This is a genomic window from Bacillus cereus group sp. BfR-BA-01355, from assembly GCF_022663675.1.
Classification (GTDB): domain Bacteria; phylum Bacillota; class Bacilli; order Bacillales; family Bacillaceae_G; genus Bacillus_A; species Bacillus_A thuringiensis_S.
In genome coordinates this window covers 1-18,615 of the sequence record NZ_JAKUFY010000005.1, presented here as the reverse complement: position 1 = coordinate 18,615, position 18,615 = coordinate 1, and the positions used below count along the sequence as shown (strand labels likewise).

Here is an 18,615-nt window from a genome sequence, read left to right as displayed (position 1 = left end):
TATAAAAAGATGCAATTAGATATAGAATGAATCACCTGCAGACATGAGTTCCCAGAAAATAACTCCTAATAGTCCCGCAATAAAAATAATGAATCCCATGTTGCGTATACTTTTAATTTTCATTTGTAATCCCCTTACCCCTGCTAATAATCCAGTTAAAGAAAACAATATCCAGTATAAAGTAGTTGAAATAGGGAGGATTGTCTCGCTATTCACCCCCATGCTCCAAAAAACAAAAGGTAGCGTTACAAAGGAAAAGCTAAGTACCCCCATTAAACCAACAAATAATTTCCGATGTTTAATACTAGTAATAATTAAAAAAATACCACCGAAAAATCCGCATAAGACAAGAAGTGGCATATAAACAATCCAAAGGAAGCTAAACATATATAATCTCCTTTTATGTAATGAGTTATATTTTACTACATCAGGTTCATTTTGGATATTATTAATAAATATGTATAAATTGATAGAAATGGGTAGTAATGATACGGATTATCAAAAAGTGCTAATTGAAGAAGAGTTTGAAGTTGTGATAAAAGAGTAAAAAGAGGTATCGTGATGATACCTCTTTTTAACTGAAGAATGCCAACGTATTATTTATAATATGAAATAACATAGCTGGAAGAATGGATTTTGTTTTCTTACATAAAATAGCCATTAATAATCCCATGAAGAAAGTAATTACCATTACTCCAAGTGAGTATGTATGAGCGATACCAAAGAAGAAACTTGTTAAGACTGCTGCAATCCAAAATGGAAAGCGCTCAGAGAAGAAATGAAGTATAAAACCACGGAAAATAAGTTCTTCAAAAATTGGTGTGAGTATTGCAAATCCGAGAAGTAATAGTATTTGATATTGCTTAAAAACGTCTAAGTTTAGTGCGGAAGATTGTTGCTTTGTTGCGTCTTGGAACACATAATTTAATAAGAAGTAGTTGATTATGATGTTTATAGCGAAGAAAAGAAGTAAATATACGTATGTGCGCCATTCTTTCAGTGCTTTAAAGTTAAAAGAGTTCAGTAATAATCTTTTCGCAGGTTTGAATTTAAAAATAAAGAATAACAACATGGCTAGTTGTAACCCTATACTTGCGGTGTTTGCAATAGATTCATACAGGGCAATTTGCTTTTTATTTGTAAGACTAGCCGTATAAATTGTTAAGGGCATTATTGCTAGGAACAAGGTAATGAGTCCAGTTCCGAAAAAAGCGAATAAAACGGAGCTAATAAATTGTCCCCATGACATAGAGTGTTTCTGTTCATCAGAAAGTTGTGTAGCGGATTGCATCTGTGAAATCACCTCTTTATATTTGTATATTAAATTATAGATTAATTTGTTTCTGAATGTAACATTTAAATATTACATACAAAGGTGTATTTTTCGTAAAATAATAAAAGAGGTATCACCCTGTAGTGATGCCTCTTTCTCATTGATAACTATGTTCTGCCTTGTTATTCAATTTGGCTTGCTCTATTTGCAATTCACGCTCTACCAATCGATCTAATTGCTGAATAGCTTTAAGTGCTTTTTCATAAGAAATCGTTCTATAATGATGAGCTCCGCCTGGTTCTTCATCTGTTTCGTCTGCCCATTTAATAATGCTTTGAAGAGATGTTCTTTCAATTTCTTGTTCCACTAAGAAAGAATCTGTATGCAGAAGGATTGCGATAGAAATTTCTTTTGCTAGTTTTGGATGTTCTCCCAATCTAATAAGTAATTTATGTGCTCTTTCTGCGCCTTTAATTGCATGGATATCATTCTTTTTATATAAGTCATAGTCCCATTCGCCGCCTGTGTACCACGTATGATGTCCGATATCATGAAGGAAACCGGCTTTTGTCGCAGCATCGACTGAGGCGTGGTGCTTTTTAGCTAAGTGAAACGCATGGTAAGCGACAGCGATCGCGTGGACCATTCCGGAACGGTTTACGTATTTTTGTGTAATGTGATGTTTAAAAACTTGTTCAAGCGTAATACGGTGCATAAAACATTCACTCCTTTTATCTAATGATGTATACGAAGAAAAATCGATCGGTTTAAATGTATTTTGAACATTGTACTCCATCATAGTTACGTTAGTAAAGTAGAAATGTTTAGGAGAAGAAAAATTTTTTTTGTAAAAAAATCACCTTAGCTTATGCGAAGGTGATTTTCAAATTGCTTATTTTTTTAATCCTTGCTCTAGTGTTTCTAACATTTCGTGCTTTTCATTTTCATCAGCGTTTTTCCAAATGACTTCAAATAAGACGCCAAGACCTGGAAGCATTTTTTCTTCACCGCTTTGAATTGCATCGACAATTGTTTCTTGTAATTGATCTTGTGAATTACCAGATACATTCGCTAATACGGCACCGCGTAAATTAAAACTCATTGTTTTCACCTCTTCTTCAGAATTGAAACTGACGTTAGTTTTTGTTCTTTTTTATGTAAATATGTATGAAAAATAGGCTATAATGATAAGACAAGAAGAGAGGGAACTACATATTATGAAAAACATTGATTCAGTACAAAATCCGCGTGTAAAGCAGTGGAAAAAGCTGCAAACGAAAAAAGAACGCGATAAAAAAGGTTTATTTTTTGTAGAAGGATTCCACTTAGTCGAAGAAGCTTTGAAGGCAGGAATTGTAACAGAACTTATCGTTTCAGATCAGACAGACCTTCCGAAAGATTGGACAGTTAATGATGTAGAAATGTATATCGTGCCTGAGGCTATTGTAAAAATACTTCGTGAAACAGAAACGACGCAAGGTGTATTTGCTGTTTGTGAGAAGCATGAGAAAGAAGTAGCTCTTACTGATGGGAAATTCCTTTTATTGGATGGCCTGCAAGACCCAGGTAATTTAGGAACAATTATTCGTACAGCTGATGCAGCTGGTATTCACGCCGTTGTGCTTGGAGAAGGTTGTGTTGATGTTTACAATAGTAAAGTACTCCGCTCTACACAAGGTTCTATTTTCCGCTTGCCAATTGTAAAAGGGAACTTAGAAGAATGGGTAGACAAGTTAAAAGAAAATAACGTTCCTGTATATGGAACAGCTCTTGAAAATGGAGTTCCGTATGGTGAGGTAACTCCGGCCGGAAGTTTTGCATTAATTGTTGGAAATGAAGGAAATGGCGTACGCCAAGAAATTCTTACAAAAACGGATCAAAACTTGTATATTCCGATTTACGGCGGGGCAGAATCATTAAATGTTGCGGTTGCAGCAGGGATTTTAACGTATTATTTACAAAGCCCAGTTGCGAACAAATAAAAAACTTCTTATAATAAGTTGAAGTACATTATATTAAAAGTTAAATAACGAAAAACGTTGATAGAGAAGAGTAGCTTACAAAATCGCCATATAGGGAGAGAGTGCCGTAGACTGAAAGCATTCTTATGGTAGACGGAAGTGAATTCACCTCTGGAGTTGACGCCAGGACCATGTATATGTAAAGGCGTTCCGGTCAGAATTGATCGTTATAACTAATGAGTGGGCAGACTTGTTCTGTCAATTTAGGGTGGTACCGCGAATTTACCTCGTCCCTTTTTGGGAGCGAGGTTTTTTTATTTTTAAAATTAGGAGGGTTCCAAAATGGAAGCACGTTTAAAAGAGCTAAAGCAAAAAGCGTTAGAGCTTATTGAAGAAGCGAAAGAGCTAAAGGGCTTAAACGACGTACGCGTAGCGTATTTAGGAAAAAAAGGTCCAATTACAGAAGTATTACGCGGCATGGGAAAATTATCAGCAGAAGAGCGTCCACGTATGGGAGCATTAGTGAATGAAGTACGTGAAGCGATTCAAACGCGTCTAGAAGACAAAATTAGCAACTTAGAAAAAGCAGTAATTGAAGCGAAATTAGCTACGGAAACAATTGATGTTACATTACCAGGTCGTCCTGTTGAAACAGGTTGTCACCATCCGTTAACAGCTGTTGTTGAACAAATTGAAGATGTATTCATCGGTATGGGTTATGAAGTAGCTGAAGGAACAGAAGTAGAAAAAGACTACTACAACTTCGAAGCACTAAACTTACCGAAAGATCACCCAGCACGTGACATGCAAGATACATTCTACATTACAGAAGAAACGTTACTACGTACACATACATCTTCTGTGCAAGCACGTACGATGGAAAATAATAAAGAAAAAGGCCCAATCAAAATTATTTGTCCTGGTAAAGTGTATCGCCGCGATGATGATGATGCGACGCATTCACATCAGTTCATGCAAATTGAAGGCCTTGTAATTGATAAAAACATTCGTATGAGTGACTTAAAAGGTACACTGCAAGTATTCGTGAAAAAGATGTTCGGTGAAGATCGTGAAATCCGTCTTCGTCCAAGTTTCTTCCCATTCACAGAGCCATCTGTAGAGATGGATATTTCTTGTATGATGTGTCATGGCAAAGGTTGCGGCACTTGTAAAGGAACTGGCTGGATTGAAATTCTAGGCGCAGGTATGGTTCACCCGAACGTACTTGAAATGGCTGGTTATGATTCAAAAGAATATCAAGGTTTCGCATTCGGTATGGGCGCAGAGCGTATCGCAATGTTGAAATACGGCGTAGATGACATTCGTCATTTCTATACAAATGATGTACGTTTCTTACAACAATTCAAACGAGCGTAAGGGAAGGAGAGGATAAATATGTTCGTATCATATCGTTGGTTACAAGAGTATGTAGATATTAAAGATGTAACAGCACAAGAACTAGCAGACAAAATCACGAAAAGTGGTATTGAAGTAGAAGGCGTTGAAGTATTAAATAAAGGTGTAAAAGGTGTTGTAGTTGGTCACGTATTAGAATGTGAAAAACACCCAGAAGCTGATAAATTAAGCAAATGCTTAATCGATATCGGTGAAGAAGAGCCAGTTCAAATTATTTGTGGAGCTGCTAACATTGCAAAAGGTTTAAAAGTGCCAGTTGCAAAAGTTGGTGCTGTACTTCCTGGTAACTTCAAAATCAAAAAAGCAAAACTACGTGGTGAAGCTTCTCACGGTATGGTTTGTGCTCTTCAAGAGCTTGGCATTGATGGAAAGTTAGTTTCAAAAGAATATGCAGATGGTATCTTTATCTTCCCAAGTGACGCTGAAGTTGGTGCAGATGCACTTGAAATTTTAAACTTACACGATGAAGTACTTGAGCTTGGTTTAACACCAAACCGTGCAGATTGCTTAAACATGTTAGGTGTTGCATATGAAGTAGCTGCTATTTACGGCCGTGAAGTAAAACTTCCAGCTATCGACTTACAAGAAACAGCAGAAAAAACTTCTGATTACATTTCTGTAAGTGTAGAAGCGAAAGAAGAAAATCCATTATACATTGCAAAAATGGTGAAGAACGTAAAAATTGGTCCATCACCAATGTGGATGCAAACTCGTCTTATGGCAGCTGGCATTCGTCCAATTAGCAACGTAGTTGATATTACAAACTACATTTTAATGGAATACGGTCAACCGTTACATGCATTCGATTACGATAAATTAGGTTCAAAAGAAATCGTTGTTCGTCTTGCAAAAGAAGGCGAAAAAATTGAAACATTAGATGATCAAGAGCGTACATTACAAAGCCACCATCTTGTAATTACAAACGGAACAAAAGCTTTAGCTGTTGCTGGTGTAATGGGTGGGGCGGATTCTGAAGTTACAAATGAGACAGTAAACGTTCTAATTGAGTCTGCATACTTTGCAGGTCAAACAGTGCGCCGCACATCAAAAGACTTAGGTCTTCGTAGTGAATCAAGTGCACGTTTTGAAAAAGGAATCGACCCAACACGTACATTTGAAGCAATTCAACACGCAGCTGCCTTAATGGCGAAATATGCTGGCGGTGAAGCACTTGAAGGTGTAGTAGAAGCTGATAACTTACAAGTACAAGAGCGTACAGTATCTGTTACTGCTGAAAAAGTAAACCGTGTATTAGGTACAAATATTTCTGCGAGTGAAATGGGTACAATGTTCGCGAACTTGAAATTTCCATTCACAGAAGTAGAAGGAACATTCCATGTAAATGTACCAGCACGTCGTCCTGATATTACAATTTCAGAAGACTTAGTAGAAGAAGTGGGCCGTCTATACGGTTATGACCACATTCCAGTTACATTACCTTCTGGAACGATGACTCGTGGTAAATTAACATCAGCACAAACGAAACGTCGTAAAGTACGTCGCTTCTTAGAGGGTGCTGGTTTATATGAAGCAATCACGTATTCATTAACGAGCGCTGACAAAGCGAAACAATACATGATTGAGCCAAACGAAAAGGCACCTGTAAACCTTGCACTTCCAATGAGTGAAGAGCGTAGCCAACTTCGTTTAAGCTTAGTGCCACAATTGCTAGAAGCAGTTTCATACAATATTGCTCGTAAAAACGACAGCGTTGCTTTATACGAAGTAGGTTCTATCTTCTTACCAACAGAAGCAGGAGAACTTCCGAAAGAAGAACAACACCTTGCAGGTGTTATGACAGGTCTTGCTCTTCACCATGCATGGCAAGGTGAGAAGAAAGTAGTAGACTTCTTCGTTGTGAAAGGTGTACTAGAAGGACTATTCGACGTACTTGGCGTTTCAAACCAAATCACATACGCACCAGCGAAACGTGAAGGTATGCACCCAGGTCGTACAGCTGACATCGTATTAGATGGCGAAGTAATTGGTTTCATCGGTCAATTGCACCCAGAAGCAGAAAAACAATTAGATGTGAAAAATACATTCGTATTTGAACTATCTCTTGTAAAAATATTCGGTGCAGACGCTGAAGAAACTTACTACTCAGCAATTCCGCGTTTCCCATCTATGACACGTGACATGGCTATTGTAGTAACAAAAGAAACAAAAGCTGGTGAAATGAAGCAAGTCATTGCTGAAGCTGGCGGAGAACTTTTGAAAGACGTAACACTATTCGACTTATACGAAGGTGAAAAAATGGAAGAAGGCAAGAAATCACTTGCATTCTCTATGACTTACTTCGATGCAGAACGTACGTTAACAGATGAAGAAGTAACAGAAGCGCATAACCGTGTATTAACAACGGTAGAAGAGAAATTTGGTGCGGAGTTACGTAAGTAATTAGAAAATTGCCGGATTCATTCCGGCAATTTTTTTATTGCACAATCGTCGACAGATGTCGGTAAGTCGATATATTACAAAAATCGCTTATATATTTTATGGCATCTTGCATCTTTCTCTCGAATGTAGTACATTAATTTTAGTTTAACAAAATGAAAGACGATGATAAGGAAAAGTAGTATATACTATAATCCAAAGCGAGTCAGGGGCGGTGAGAGCCTGATGAGGCGGTATATGTGAAGAACACCTTGGAGTTGCTAACCGAAATTGAATCTTGTATTCAAGAGTAGACTTAGACGGGAAGCCGGCCTGTTACAAACCGGGAAGTATGTATTACATACGAGTTAAAGTTGGTCTTTATGACAAATTGGGTGGTACCGCGAAGTTTAACCTTTCGTCCCTTTATGGATGAAAGGTTTTTTTGTATTTAAATATATCAGCAAAGGAGAATTTCACTATGGAAAACACATTAGTAAAAAGTCTGTATAGAGATACAGAAAAGTATGCAGGTCAAACAGTACAAGTATCAGGGTGGATTCGTAATTTACGTGATTCAAAAGCATTTGGTTTCATCGAATTAAACGACGGTAGCTTTTTCAAAAGCGTTCAAATCGTTTTCGATACAGAATTAGAGAACTTTAAAGAAATTGCAAAGCTTCCACTTAGCTCTTCAGTGAAAGTAGAAGGTAAAGTAATTGCAACGCCTGGAGCGAAGCAACCATTTGAAATTAAAGCAGAAAAAATTGATATCGAGGGCTTATCAGATTCTGATTACCCACTTCAAAAGAAGCGTCATACGTTTGAATACTTACGTACAATCGCTCACTTACGTCCAAGAACAAATGCATTCTCTGCAACGTTCCGCGTACGTTCTATCGCAGCATTTGCGATTCACCAGTTCTTCCAAGAGCGTGGATTCGTACATGTTCACACACCAATCATCACTGGTAGTGATACAGAAGGTGCTGGCGAAATGTTCCGCGTAACAACACAAGATTTAAACAACGTACCAAAAGGTGAAGACGGACAAGTTGATGAGTCAAAAGACTTCTTCGGTAAAGAAACAAACTTAACAGTAAGTGGACAGCTGAACGCTGAAGCGTATGCATTAGCATTCCGTGATGTATATACATTCGGACCTACATTCCGTGCAGAAAACTCAAACACAACTCGCCACGCTGCTGAGTTCTGGATGGTTGAGCCTGAGATTGCATTCGCTGAGTTAGGCGATGTAATGGATCTTACAGAAGATATGCTGAAATATGCAATGAAATATGTATTAGAGCATGCACCAGAAGAAATGGACTTCTTCAACAGCTTCGTTGATAAAACAGTTCTAGAGCGTATGAACAACGTGATTAACTCTGACTTCGGTCGCATCACATATACAGAAGCAATTAAAGTACTTCAAGAATCAGGTGCTGACTTCAAGTACCCAGTAGAATGGGGTATTGACTTACAAACAGAGCATGAAAGATACTTATCAGAAGAAATCTTCAAACGCCCTGTATTCGTAACTGACTACCCGAAAGACATTAAAGCGTTCTACATGCGTATGAATGAAGATGGAAAAACAGTAGCTGCTACTGACCTTCTAGTTCCTGGCATCGGCGAATTAATCGGCGGAAGTCAACGTGAAGAAAGAATGGACGTTTTAGTAGACAGAATTAAAGAATTAGGTATGAACGAAGAGGACTACTGGTGGTACTTAGAACTTAGAAAATACGGCGGTACAAAACACGCTGGATTCGGTCTAGGTTTCGAGCGCTTCCTAATGTACATCACTGGTATGGCTAACATCCGTGACGTAATTCCATTCCCAAGAACTCCAGGTTCTTCTGAGTTCTAAAATATGAAAAAAGCGAGAGGATTTCCTCTCGCTTTTTTGTTTGCATAGTTTATGACCCCGTAGCAAAAAGTAACGCGAAGGGGTGAGTATAAAATGAGTAAAAAAGTGAAAAAAGATCATTCAAGATCGAGCCTAGGTTCTCCGGAAGTAGAAGGACAAGGAACGACGACACATGAAACAGGTTCTCATAAGGTATCTTCATCTAATAAGAAGCAGAAACAAAGCTAACATAAAAAAGGAGAGTCTTAGGGGCTCTCCTTTTTATGTATTACATCTTGTTATCGTTAATCTCTTTTGTAATTTGATCTATGTCTTTGTCTAATCGATCTAAATAGAAAAACCATAGTAAACTCATGAACACGTGATAGATGGCCATAACGCTAAGGCTATCAGATATGTTTTCGAATGTGGATTTAGTAGTGAAGAAAGTGCCCCAAACAGTAGAAATAATGAAGTAAGAAAGTGGACCTACGAGATGTACGAAAACATATAATAACTTTTTCACTTTTACAGCGTTTATATAAATTCCCTCCTTTAAATTATTGAATGCAGGCTTTTCACTTAGTATCTGAATGTTTTCTCTAATTTTGAACTGTCTTTCGTGTGGATCGCCTAGTAAAATATTTAGAATCATTTGTAGAAGTAGAAATGGGAACCCTCTCTTATGTTGGGATAATCTGTATATAATAATTGTAACAAAGATGTAAGGATAGTAGTAGGTGAAACAAAAAACAGGAGTTTGTAGGCTCCTGTTTTTGTCGATACTATTTTAATAAGCGAAACGCCTTCTCCGTATTAGCGAAATGCAGTTTCACAAACTCGGGTAATCGTTCTTTACCAAGCTTTTGAATTAATTTAGCTGCAGCAATATCAACTTGTTTACCAGCACCTTTTGGAAGTGGCATACCAGCTTTTTTGCTTAGTTCGTCAAACTGTTTTACGAATGAGTAGCGAGCTAAAATAGAAGCAGCGGCTACTGCTAAATGGACGCTTTCACCTTTCGTCGCGAAATAAACATTTTCACGCTGTACCTGTTTTTGTTTTGCTAAATATTTATAGTATGTATCAGGTTGTGTGAATTGATCGATTAAGACGCCTTCAGGTTTTGTAGGTGCCATTTTACCTAATAAGTTTGTAATAGCTTTATTATGTAGCAAGGCTTTTAGCTTACCTTGGTTGTTTCCTTTATCAAATAGCTCGTTATATTTTTCATTATGAAGGACAAGAGAGCTGTAAGGAACAACATGTAGAAGTTGTTTCGCAATGGCAGTAATTTGATCGTCATTTAAGTTTTTAGAGTCTTTTACACCAAGTTCTTTTAGTAGTGGAATTTGCTTTGCATCTACATATACAGCAACGACTGTCATCGGTCCAAAGAAATCTCCCGTACCAACTTCATCAGACCCTACAATAGACATTGTACTGATGGAAGAAGGCGGTGCATAACGATGTGAATCGACAGTTTTTTTTACAGCTGTTTTGGGTGTTTGAGAGACAGTTTGCCAACGAGAAGCTTCTGCTTCAGCGCGGCCTCCTTGGAACATTACTTTTCCAGATTTATACGCTGTAATTGTGCAAGATGGTACCTTTGCCATGAAGATCCCGCCTTGCGGAGTTTTCGGGCTAAGCGAATGTTTATATTGTTGTTTCATGTCTTCAATTACTGTAGAATTTGTTTGAATTACGATAGAATTTGACATAATGGTCGCCCCTTTTTTTATATTGTTATTTTTATCATATCGGATTGTTCTTTCTGTTTCCATATTATGAAGGTTCATGGTATGATAAACTTTAGGATTCTGTACGTGATTGGAGGCCGGTGAGTTGTCACAACAAAAGGGAAAGAAAAGTCGAATTAATGTAGAAATCTATGGTCAACAATATTCAGTTGTTGGCGATGAAAGTACAAGTCATATCCGCATGGTAGCAGCGATTGTGGATGATAAAATGCGCGAACTCAATGCCAAGAATCCTTCGCTTGACACGAGTAGACTAGCGGTATTGACGGCGGTAAACGTCATACACGATTACATAAAATTAAAAGAAGAACATGAGAAATTGAAAGAAAGTATGACAAAAAAAGGAATGGAATAACATGATTGATATTATTATCATTTTACTGCTTGTTATGGGATTTTTCCTCGGCTTACGCAGAGGGTTTATTCTGCAACTTGTAAAGTTAACAAGCTTTATTATCGCATACCTTGTTGCATACTGGTACTGTAAAGATTTAGCGCCAGCACTTGCGAAATTTATTCCGTATCCATTTGATAAAAACGTATCTGTTCCAGAATGGATTGATGCAAATAATATTGAGACAGTATTTTATCAAGCGCTTGCGTTTATCATATTGTTTATTATCACTAAAATTGCACTTTCATTACTTGGTAATTTGTTAAATATGTTTGCAGAAATACCGGTTTTAAAGCAAGTAAATGCGTTTGCGGGGGCAATCCTCGGATTTTTAGAAGTATATATTATTTTGTTTGTCTTAATTATCATTGGAAACATACTTCCGATTGAACAAGTACAAACACCATTACAAAAATCATCAATTAGCAAAATAATTGTAGACGATACACCGATTCTATCTGAAAAGGTGAAGGAACTATGGCAGACAGGTAGCAGAGTATAACTTCTCTTTTTTCGGAAAGAGAAGTTTTTTTCTATGAAAGAAAGGCGGGGCAATGATGAAAGTAAATAAAAAACAAGTTATCAAATTATTAGAGACAATCGGGCTTTTTATGGAACTAAAGGGTGCGAATCCATTTAAAATATCTGCATTTCGTAAAGCGGCAGCAGCATTAGAAAGTGACGATCGTAGTCTTTCTGAAATTGAAGATTTCACAAAGATTCCAGGCATCGGAAAAGGAACAGCAGCCGTTATTCAAGAATATATAGAATCGGGAACATCTGAAGTATTACAAGAACTTGAGAAAGAAGTACCAAGTAGCTTATTGCCGTTATTAAAACTACCAGGTCTTGGTGGTAAGAAGGTAGCTAAGTTATATAAAGAACTTGGTGTTGTTGATATGGAATCGCTAAAAGCTGTTTGTGAGGAAAATAAAGTACAGGCTTTAGCAGGTTTCGGTAAGAAGACAGAAGAGAAAATATTAGAAGCAATCGATCAAGTAGGCTCTCGTCCAGAGCGTTTACCAATTGCGATGGTATTGCCTATTGCCGGGGAAATAGAGGAGAAATTGTCGAATATTGCTGAAGTAATTCGTTTCTCTCGCGCTGGTAGCTTACGCCGCGCGAGAGAAACAGTGAAAGATTTAGATTTTATCATTGCAACGACAGAACCAGCAGCGGTACGTGAGCATTTACTACAATTCGATAATATGATTGAAGTAATCGCAAGTGGAGATACAAAAGTTTCTGTCCGTCTTCAATATGAATATGATATTTCAATTGATTTTCGTTTAGTAAAACCAGAAGAGTTTATTACAACTCTTCACCATTTCACAGGATCAAAAGACCATAACGTAAAAATGCGTCAAATCGCAAAAGATAAAGGCGAGAAAATTAGTGAGTACGGTGTAGAAAACTTGGAAACAGGTGAAGTGAAAACATTTGAGAATGAAGAAGACTTCTTCGCTCATTTCGGTCTGCCATTTATTCCGCCAGAAGTGCGTGAAGATGGAAAAGAAATTGAATTAATTAAAGAGTATCCGAACTTAATTCAGTTTTCCGATATACAAGGTGATTTACATATGCATACAACTTGGAGTGACGGTGCTTTTTCTATTGAAGAAATGGTACAAGCGTGCCGTGCTCGTGGATATAAGTTTATGGCGATTACTGATCACTCGCAATATTTGAAAGTAGCGAATGGTTTAACGAAAGAGCGTCTTCGTGAGCAAGCGAAAGAAATTGAACGTATGAATGAAAAGTATCCAGACATTACAATTTTACGCGGAATTGAAATGGACATTTTACCAGATGCCTCGCTTGATTTTGATGATGAAGTATTAGAAGAATTAGACTATGTCATTGGAGCGATCCACTCTAGCTTCTCACAAGACCGTGAAACGATTATGAAACGTCTGCGTACTGCACTTGAGAATAAACATGTCACAATGATTGCTCACCCGACAGGACGTCTTCTCGGGCGCCGTGAGGGTTATGATGTAGATACAGATTTATTAATTGAACTCGCAAAAGAGACAAATACAGTTTTAGAATTAAATGCGAATCCGAACCGTCTAGATTTAAGCGCGAAATTATTAAAACAAGCACAAGATGCTGGTGTAAAAGTAGCGATTAATACGGATGCTCATACACTTGAAATGTTAGAAGATATGGAAACAGGTGTAGCTGCAGCACGTAAAGGTTGGATTCAAAAAGATAACGTGATTAACACGTGGGATATTGAACGTTTATTAGACTATATTAAACGTAATAAGTAACACAAGGGGGACCTGCAACATGTTAGAAAGAACGTTGCGTGTATTAGAATACAATAAAGTAAAAGAACAATTACTTGAACATACAGCCTCTTCACTTGGCCGTGATAAAGTGAAGCATTTAGTGCCGAGCACTGATTTTGAAGAAATTGTAGAAATGCAAGATACAACGGATGAAGCAGCGAAAGTCATTCGTTTAAAAGGTAGTGCACCATTAGGTGGCATTACGGATATTCGTTCAAATGTGAAGCGTGCAAAGATTGGAAGCATGTTAAGCCCGAATGAACTACTTGATATTGCGAATACGATGTATGGTAGTCGCAATATGAAACGTTTCATTGAAGATATGGTTGATAATGGTGTCGAGCTTCCGATTTTAGAAACTCATGTCGCTCAAATTGTATCTTTATATGATTTAGAAAAGAAAATTACAAATTGCATCGGTGATGGCGGTGAAGTAGTCGATAGCGCGAGTGATAAACTGCGTGGTATTCGTACTCAAATTCGTACTGCGGAAAGTCGTATTCGTGAAAAGTTAGAAAATATGACGCGTTCTTCAAACGCGCAAAAGATGCTGTCTGACTCGATTGTAACGATTCGTAACGAACGTTACGTAATCCCAGTAAAACAAGAATACCGCGGCGTATATGGTGGTATTGTTCACGATCAATCTGCTTCTGGACAAACGTTATTTATTGAACCGCAAGTCATTGTAGAATTAAATAATGCACTACAAGAAGCACGAGTGAAAGAAAAACAAGAAATTGAACGTATATTATTAATGTTAACAGAAGAAGTGGCAGTAGAAGCCGATATCGTTTTATCAAACGTAGAAGTAGTTGCAAATCTTGATTTCATCTTTGCGAAAGCTTTTTATGCGAAGCGAATTAAAGCAACGAAACCAATCGTAAATAACGAGCGTTATATGGATTTAAGACAAGCTCGTCATCCGCTAATCGATCCAGAAATTATTGTGCCAAATAACATTATGCTAGGTAAAGATTTCACGACAATTGTTATTACAGGACCGAATACAGGTGGTAAAACAGTTACGCTGAAAACAGTTGGTATTTGTGTATTAATGGCGCAATCTGGTCTTCACATTCCAGTAATGGATGAGTCAGAGATTTGTGTATTTAAAAACATCTTTGCTGATATTGGTGATGAGCAGTCGATTGAACAAAGCTTAAGTACGTTCTCCTCACATATGGTGAACATTGTAGATATTTTAGAAAAAGCTGATTTTGAAAGCTTAGTTTTATTTGATGAATTAGGTGCTGGAACAGACCCGCAAGAAGGTGCTGCACTAGCAATTTCGATTTTAGATGAAGTATGTAACCGCGGTGCTCGTGTTGTTGCTACGACGCATTACCCAGAATTAAAAGCATACGGATACAACCGTGAGCAAGTTATTAATGCGAGTGTTGAGTTTGATGTAAATACATTAAGTCCAACTTATAAATTATTAATCGGTGTACCAGGTCGCAGTAACGCCTTTGAAATTTCAAAGCGCCTTGGATTATCTGATCGCGTTATTGATCAAGCACGTAACCACATTAGTACAGATACAAATAAAATTGAAAATATGATTGCGAAGTTAGAAGAAAGCCAGAAGAACGCAGAGCGTGACTGGAACGAAGCAGAGGCACTTCGCAAACAATCTGAGAAACTTCATCGTGAGTTGCAACGTCAAATTATTGAGTTTAACGATGAGCGTGATGAAAAATTATTAAAAGCGCAAAAAGAAGGGGAAGAAAAAGTCGAAGCTGCGAAGAAAGAAGCAGAAGGTATTATTCAAGAACTTCGTCAATTGCGTAAAGCACAGCTTGTAAATGTGAAAGATCATGAGCTTATTGAAGCGAAGAGCCGTCTAGAAGGCACAGCGCCAGAGCTTGTGAAGAAACAAAAAGTAAACGTAAAAAACACTGCGCCGAAACAACAGTTACGGGCAGGTGATGAAGTAAAAGTATTAACGTTCGGTCAAAAGGGTCAATTACTTGAAAAAGTAAGTGATACAGAGTGGAGCGTACAAATCGGTATTCTGAAGATGAAAGTAAAAGAATCTAACATGGAATACATTAACACACCGAAGCAAACAGAGAAAAAAGCAGTCGCAAGTGTGAAGGGTAGAGATTACCACGTTTCATTGGAACTTGATCTTCGCGGTGAACGTTATGAAGATGCAATGATGCGCGTTGAAAAATATTTAGACGATGCCCAGCTTGCAAGTTATCCTCGTGTATCAATCATTCACGGTAAAGGAACAGGAGCGCTTCGCCAAGGTGTACAAGATTACTTGAAGAAGCACCGCGGCGTGAAGAATTACCGTTACGGTGACATGGGCGAGGGAGGCCTAGGCGTAACAGTTGTCGAATTAAAATAGCAAACAACGAAACAAAGGGGAAACCATTATATGTTTATGGACAAACTTGCAAAAGTATTGTTAGCTTGTTGTGGAATATTTTTGGTGATTGGGGTTATTTATTTAGTTGTTTTTGCGAATTGAAAAAGCGTCAATCGTGGCATAATGATATTGCCATAGATTGACGCTTTTAATATATGTGAAAAGGAATAAAACATGAAAATCAACCAATACATAAGCGAAGCAAAATCCTGCTCAAGACGTGAAACAGATCGCCTCATTAAAGCTGGACGCGTGGCTATTAACGGCGAAATATGTACGCACGGTGCACTCGTGAGCGATGGTGATGTAGTAACGATTGATGGGCAGGTTATTGCAAAAGAAGAGAAAGAGAAGGTGTATATAGCCTTTCATAAGCCGGTCGGAATTACTTGTACAGCAGCCGATCATATTGAAGATAATATTATTGATTATATCAATTATCCAGAGCGAATCTTTCCAGTTGGGCGATTAGATAAAGCATCAGAAGGACTTATCTTATTAACGAATGACGGTACGATTGCGAATCAAATTTTACATGGTGATCATGAGCACGAGAAAGAATATGTTGTCACAGTCGATAAACCTTTTACGGACTGGTTTATTAATGAGATGTCCAGCGGTGTAAAGATTAAAGATGGTATGACGAAGCCGTGTAAAGTGACGAGAGTCGATCAATCAACATTTCGTATCATTTTAACGCAAGGGATGAACAGGCAAATTCGTAGAATGAGCCGTGCTTTCGGGTTTACTGTAATAAAGCTAAAGCGAGTACGCATTATGAATATAGAGCTAAATGAGCTTGAAGTAGGAAAGTGGAGGAGCGTTACATCGGAGGAATTAGACATTCTAATAGATCAGTTATAGGGAGGAAAAGTTTTCTCCCAATATTTTTTTGTCAGAAAAAATAAAACTATTGATTTTTTAAAAAATAGCCCATATAATAAAAAACAACAAGTTTCGACAAGATATTTTATAAAAGTAATGATGAGGACATGAGTTGTATTTTACGATTCTCAGAGAGGGGAGCCTTAGGCTGTGAGCTTCCTAATACGAAAAGACAAGCTTACCACCTCTAAACTTCAAGAGTGAACTGCATGCATGATGCATTGTAATTCTTGGCGGATAAAACCGTTATCAATTTACACGAGCTATAAAATGAGCTTATTTCGTTATAAATTCATTTTATTAGAATAAGGGTGGAACCACGATTTCAACACTCGTCCCTTTGTTAGGGACGGGTGTTTTTTGCGTTCTTTTACGGGGAAGTGTGCTTGAAAGAGGATATGTGACGGATTCTTTTTCAGAATATTTTGTCAATTAATTATTTTAGGGGGTTAGTAGAAATGAAATCATCTTTAAAGTTTTCAGAGATGTTTGCAATAAGTTTAATGTTATTTGCACTGTTTTTTGGTGCAGGTAATATGATTTTTCCACCAGCGTTAGGGCAAGGTGCTGGAACGGACGTATGGATCGCGCTGTTTGGTTTTATTGTAACAGGCGTTGGACTACCTTTATTAGGCGTAATTGTTATAGCTTTAAAGGGAGATATTAATGAGCTAGCAGGACGTGTACATCCTATATTCGCACTTGTTTTTATCACTGCCATTTATTTATGTTTAGGTGTATTCGTAAGTGTGCCGCGTACAGGAACAGTAGCTTATGAGATGAGTGTTGCACCGTTTTTACCAAGTGAGATAGCAGGTCAGTCATATCCACTTGTTATCTTTACACTTATTTTCTTTGCAGTAACTTTCTATTTAGCTTTAAATCCTTCGAAATTAGTGGGGCGTATTGGTAAAGTGCTAACTCCAATATTATTAGCTGTTATTGCAATTATCGTAGGTAAAGCACTTATTACACCAATTGGAGAATTTGGTGCACCGACAGAAGTGTATAGTGCTCCTCTCTTCAAAGGATTTATTGATGGATATTTAACTTTAGATGGACTTGCAGCACTTGTATTCGGAAATGTTGTAATTCATGCGTTAAAAGAAAAAGGCATTACAAATAAAAATAGTATTGCAAAAGTAACAATCTTTGCAGGATTTATTGCAGCGCTTGGTCTACTACTTGTGTATTTAGCGCTTGCTTATCTTGGAGCTTCTAGTGTGTCACTTGGAATGGGCGCAAACGGAGGAATTATTTTAACAAATGTGGTGAATCATTTATTTGGCAGTTACGGAACTTTATTACTAGGGATCGCAATTACAGCAGCATGTTTAACAACTTCTGTAGGTATTGTTGCAGCTTGTGGTGATTACTTCTCTTCCTTATTACCAAAGCTTTCTTATCAAAAAGTCGTTTTCATTTTCTGTGTATTAGCATTTATGGTAGCAAATCTTGGGTTAACTCAGTTAAATGCATTAGCATTACCAATCTTAATCGCTATCTATCCAATTGGAATCGTACTTATCGTATTATCACTTGTTGAAAACTACGTTCGTCTTCCATTAGCGATGTATGTGGGGGGGATTGTAGGAGCATTTGCAATCAGTTTCTTTGATGGATTACACAATGCAAACCTTCAAATTGCAGCGCTAGCACCTATTTTAGATAAGATTCCATTATATAGTGTAGGAATTGGTTGGTTAGTTCCAGGCATAATCGGTATAGGATTTGGTTATATAGTTTCTAAGTTTCAAAAGCAGGAAATTGCTGTAGAAAAATAGAGAAAAGAGGCTTTCTATAATAGAAAGTCTCTTTTTTTGTAGAAAAAGCCATATATAGAGAAATTCAGATATTAAAATTTTATACGTAATATAGTTGACAAAAAATTTATGAGTAGGCTAAGATTGACTTAGTTGTGGAAATATTGGAAGGGAAGTGAGGGATAAGGGGTTTCTATAACTATAGTGTTGTTATGGGAAGAGGTGAAAGAAGAGGCGAAGAGATAGTTTATTTTTTTT

General features: G+C 37.4%; 17 protein-coding genes and 3 other annotated features. Of the genes, 11 read left to right on the top strand and 6 right to left on the bottom strand.

The genetic code is table 11. From position 1 onward, the window contains the following. Positions 1-15: 15 nt before the first annotated feature. The 4 genes from MR167_RS02885 to sspI all read right to left on the bottom strand — a co-directional run bounded on the left by MR167_RS02885 (position 16) and on the right by sspI (position 2,375). The gene (locus MR167_RS02885; RefSeq protein WP_000490825.1) at positions 16-387 is read right to left on the bottom strand and encodes a hypothetical protein; all 372 of its coding nucleotides are present in this window, start codon (positions 385-387) and stop codon (positions 16-18) included. A 187-nt stretch (positions 388-574) separates the two neighbouring features. After that, complete coding sequence (locus tag MR167_RS02880) at positions 575-1,291, bottom strand: CPBP family intramembrane glutamic endopeptidase (protein ID WP_001190242.1); 717 nt, start codon at positions 1,289-1,291, stop codon at positions 575-577. Positions 1,292-1,430: 139 nt separating this feature from the next. After that, positions 1,431-1,988 carry an HD domain-containing protein gene (locus MR167_RS02875; RefSeq protein WP_000554807.1) on the bottom strand — a complete coding sequence of 186 codons (558 nt, stop codon included), beginning with the start codon at positions 1,986-1,988 and terminating at the stop codon, positions 1,431-1,433. Between the two features lie 177 nt (positions 1,989-2,165). Beyond that, entirely contained in the window at positions 2,166-2,375 is a 210-nt protein-coding gene (sspI, locus tag MR167_RS02870) for a small acid-soluble spore protein SspI (RefSeq protein ID WP_000009509.1), read from the bottom strand. Between the two features lie 82 nt (positions 2,376-2,457). Here sspI and MR167_RS02865 point away from each other — a divergent pair, with 82 nt between their 5' ends. The 5 genes from MR167_RS02865 to MR167_RS02845 all read left to right on the top strand — a co-directional run bounded on the left by MR167_RS02865 (position 2,458) and on the right by MR167_RS02845 (position 9,127). Beyond that, the gene (locus MR167_RS02865) at positions 2,458-3,255 is read left to right on the top strand and encodes a TrmH family RNA methyltransferase (protein ID WP_003309975.1); all 798 of its coding nucleotides are present in this window, start codon (positions 2,458-2,460) and stop codon (positions 3,253-3,255) included. A gap of 48 nt (positions 3,256-3,303) precedes the next feature. Then, positions 3,304-3,532, top strand: a binding site (T-box leader). 44 nt (positions 3,533-3,576) lie between these two features. Further along, on the top strand, positions 3,577-4,611 hold the full coding sequence (gene pheS / locus MR167_RS02860; protein ID WP_000388222.1) for a phenylalanine--tRNA ligase subunit alpha: 1,035 nt from the start codon (positions 3,577-3,579) through the stop codon (positions 4,609-4,611). Between the two features lie 18 nt (positions 4,612-4,629). Next, positions 4,630-7,050 (top strand): phenylalanine--tRNA ligase subunit beta, encoded by a 2,421-nt coding sequence (pheT, locus tag MR167_RS02855; protein WP_242313860.1) that lies wholly within the window; start codon positions 4,630-4,632, stop codon positions 7,048-7,050. Positions 7,051-7,203: 153 nt separating this feature from the next. Then, positions 7,204-7,455: a binding site (T-box leader), on the top strand. 52 nt (positions 7,456-7,507) lie between these two features. Continuing rightward, a complete protein-coding gene (asnS, locus tag MR167_RS02850) occupies positions 7,508-8,899 on the top strand; it encodes an asparagine--tRNA ligase (protein ID WP_000432189.1) in 1,392 nt (463 codons plus the stop codon). A 93-nt stretch (positions 8,900-8,992) separates the two neighbouring features. Continuing rightward, on the top strand, positions 8,993-9,127 hold the full coding sequence (locus MR167_RS02845; protein ID WP_000039593.1) for a YuzL family protein: 135 nt from the start codon (positions 8,993-8,995) through the stop codon (positions 9,125-9,127). Between the two features lie 40 nt (positions 9,128-9,167). Here MR167_RS02845 and MR167_RS02840 read toward each other — a convergent pair whose 3' ends face one another. Together MR167_RS02840 and rnhC are read right to left on the bottom strand one after the other, a co-directional pair. Further along, positions 9,168-9,419: a hypothetical protein gene (locus MR167_RS02840; RefSeq protein WP_033668924.1), complete on the bottom strand. Its 252-nt coding sequence runs from the start codon at positions 9,417-9,419 to the stop codon at positions 9,168-9,170. A 244-nt stretch (positions 9,420-9,663) separates the two neighbouring features. After that, the gene (gene rnhC / locus MR167_RS02835) at positions 9,664-10,599 is read right to left on the bottom strand and encodes a ribonuclease HIII (RefSeq protein WP_106081814.1); all 936 of its coding nucleotides are present in this window, start codon (positions 10,597-10,599) and stop codon (positions 9,664-9,666) included. Between the two features lie 124 nt (positions 10,600-10,723). Here rnhC and zapA point away from each other — a divergent pair, with 124 nt between their 5' ends. The 6 genes from zapA to brnQ6 all read left to right on the top strand — a co-directional run bounded on the left by zapA (position 10,724) and on the right by brnQ6 (position 18,378). Further along, complete coding sequence (zapA, locus tag MR167_RS02830) at positions 10,724-10,993, top strand: cell division protein ZapA (RefSeq protein WP_000082701.1); 270 nt, start codon at positions 10,724-10,726, stop codon at positions 10,991-10,993. 1 nt (position 10,994) lies between these two features. Beyond that, positions 10,995-11,534: a CvpA family protein gene (locus MR167_RS02825; protein WP_000565409.1), complete on the top strand. Its 540-nt coding sequence runs from the start codon at positions 10,995-10,997 to the stop codon at positions 11,532-11,534. Positions 11,535-11,589: 55 nt separating this feature from the next. Next, the gene (gene polX, locus MR167_RS02820) at positions 11,590-13,308 is read left to right on the top strand and encodes a DNA polymerase/3'-5' exonuclease PolX (protein WP_000867523.1); all 1,719 of its coding nucleotides are present in this window, start codon (positions 11,590-11,592) and stop codon (positions 13,306-13,308) included. Positions 13,309-13,327: 19 nt separating this feature from the next. Continuing rightward, positions 13,328-15,688 carry an endonuclease MutS2 gene (locus tag MR167_RS02815; protein WP_000893725.1) on the top strand — a complete coding sequence of 787 codons (2,361 nt, stop codon included), beginning with the start codon at positions 13,328-13,330 and terminating at the stop codon, positions 15,686-15,688. Between the two features lie 195 nt (positions 15,689-15,883). Further along, positions 15,884-16,573 (top strand): 23S rRNA pseudouridine(2604) synthase RluF, encoded by a 690-nt coding sequence (locus tag MR167_RS02810; RefSeq protein ID WP_000700740.1) that lies wholly within the window; start codon positions 15,884-15,886, stop codon positions 16,571-16,573. 108 nt (positions 16,574-16,681) lie between these two features. Further along, positions 16,682-16,937, top strand: a binding site (T-box leader). A gap of 115 nt (positions 16,938-17,052) precedes the next feature. Further along, the gene (gene brnQ6, locus MR167_RS02805; RefSeq protein ID WP_000842652.1) at positions 17,053-18,378 is read left to right on the top strand and encodes a branched-chain amino acid transport system II carrier protein BrnQ6; all 1,326 of its coding nucleotides are present in this window, start codon (positions 17,053-17,055) and stop codon (positions 18,376-18,378) included. Positions 18,379-18,615 lie beyond the last annotated feature (237 nt).

Bases quoted from the DNA above. Each gene is read 5' to 3' on its own strand.
- rnhC (WP_106081814.1), bottom strand. From the start codon at position 10,599: ATGTCAAATTCTATCGTAATTCAAACAAATTCTACAGTAATTGAAGAC.
- MR167_RS02885 (WP_000490825.1), bottom strand. From the start codon at position 387: ATGTTTAGCTTCCTTTGGATTGTTTATATGCCACTTCTTGTCTTATGC.
- pheT (WP_242313860.1), top strand. From the start codon at position 4,630: ATGTTCGTATCATATCGTTGGTTACAAGAGTATGTAGATATTAAAGAT.
- MR167_RS02845 (WP_000039593.1), top strand. From the start codon at position 8,993: ATGAGTAAAAAAGTGAAAAAAGATCATTCAAGATCGAGCCTAGGTTCT.
- MR167_RS02875 (WP_000554807.1), bottom strand. From the start codon at position 1,988: ATGCACCGTATTACGCTTGAACAAGTTTTTAAACATCACATTACACAA.
- sspI (WP_000009509.1), bottom strand. From the start codon at position 2,375: ATGAGTTTTAATTTACGCGGTGCCGTATTAGCGAATGTATCTGGTAAT.
- brnQ6 (WP_000842652.1), top strand. From the start codon at position 17,053: ATGAAATCATCTTTAAAGTTTTCAGAGATGTTTGCAATAAGTTTAATG.
- MR167_RS02810 (WP_000700740.1), top strand. From the start codon at position 15,884: ATGAAAATCAACCAATACATAAGCGAAGCAAAATCCTGCTCAAGACGT.
- MR167_RS02815 (WP_000893725.1), top strand. From the start codon at position 13,328: ATGTTAGAAAGAACGTTGCGTGTATTAGAATACAATAAAGTAAAAGAA.
- pheS (WP_000388222.1), top strand. From the start codon at position 3,577: ATGGAAGCACGTTTAAAAGAGCTAAAGCAAAAAGCGTTAGAGCTTATT.
- polX (WP_000867523.1), top strand. From the start codon at position 11,590: ATGAAAGTAAATAAAAAACAAGTTATCAAATTATTAGAGACAATCGGG.
- MR167_RS02880 (WP_001190242.1), bottom strand. From the start codon at position 1,291: ATGCAATCCGCTACACAACTTTCTGATGAACAGAAACACTCTATGTCA.
- asnS (WP_000432189.1), top strand. From the start codon at position 7,508: ATGGAAAACACATTAGTAAAAAGTCTGTATAGAGATACAGAAAAGTAT.
- MR167_RS02865 (WP_003309975.1), top strand. From the start codon at position 2,458: ATGATAAGACAAGAAGAGAGGGAACTACATATTATGAAAAACATTGAT.
- MR167_RS02825 (WP_000565409.1), top strand. From the start codon at position 10,995: ATGATTGATATTATTATCATTTTACTGCTTGTTATGGGATTTTTCCTC.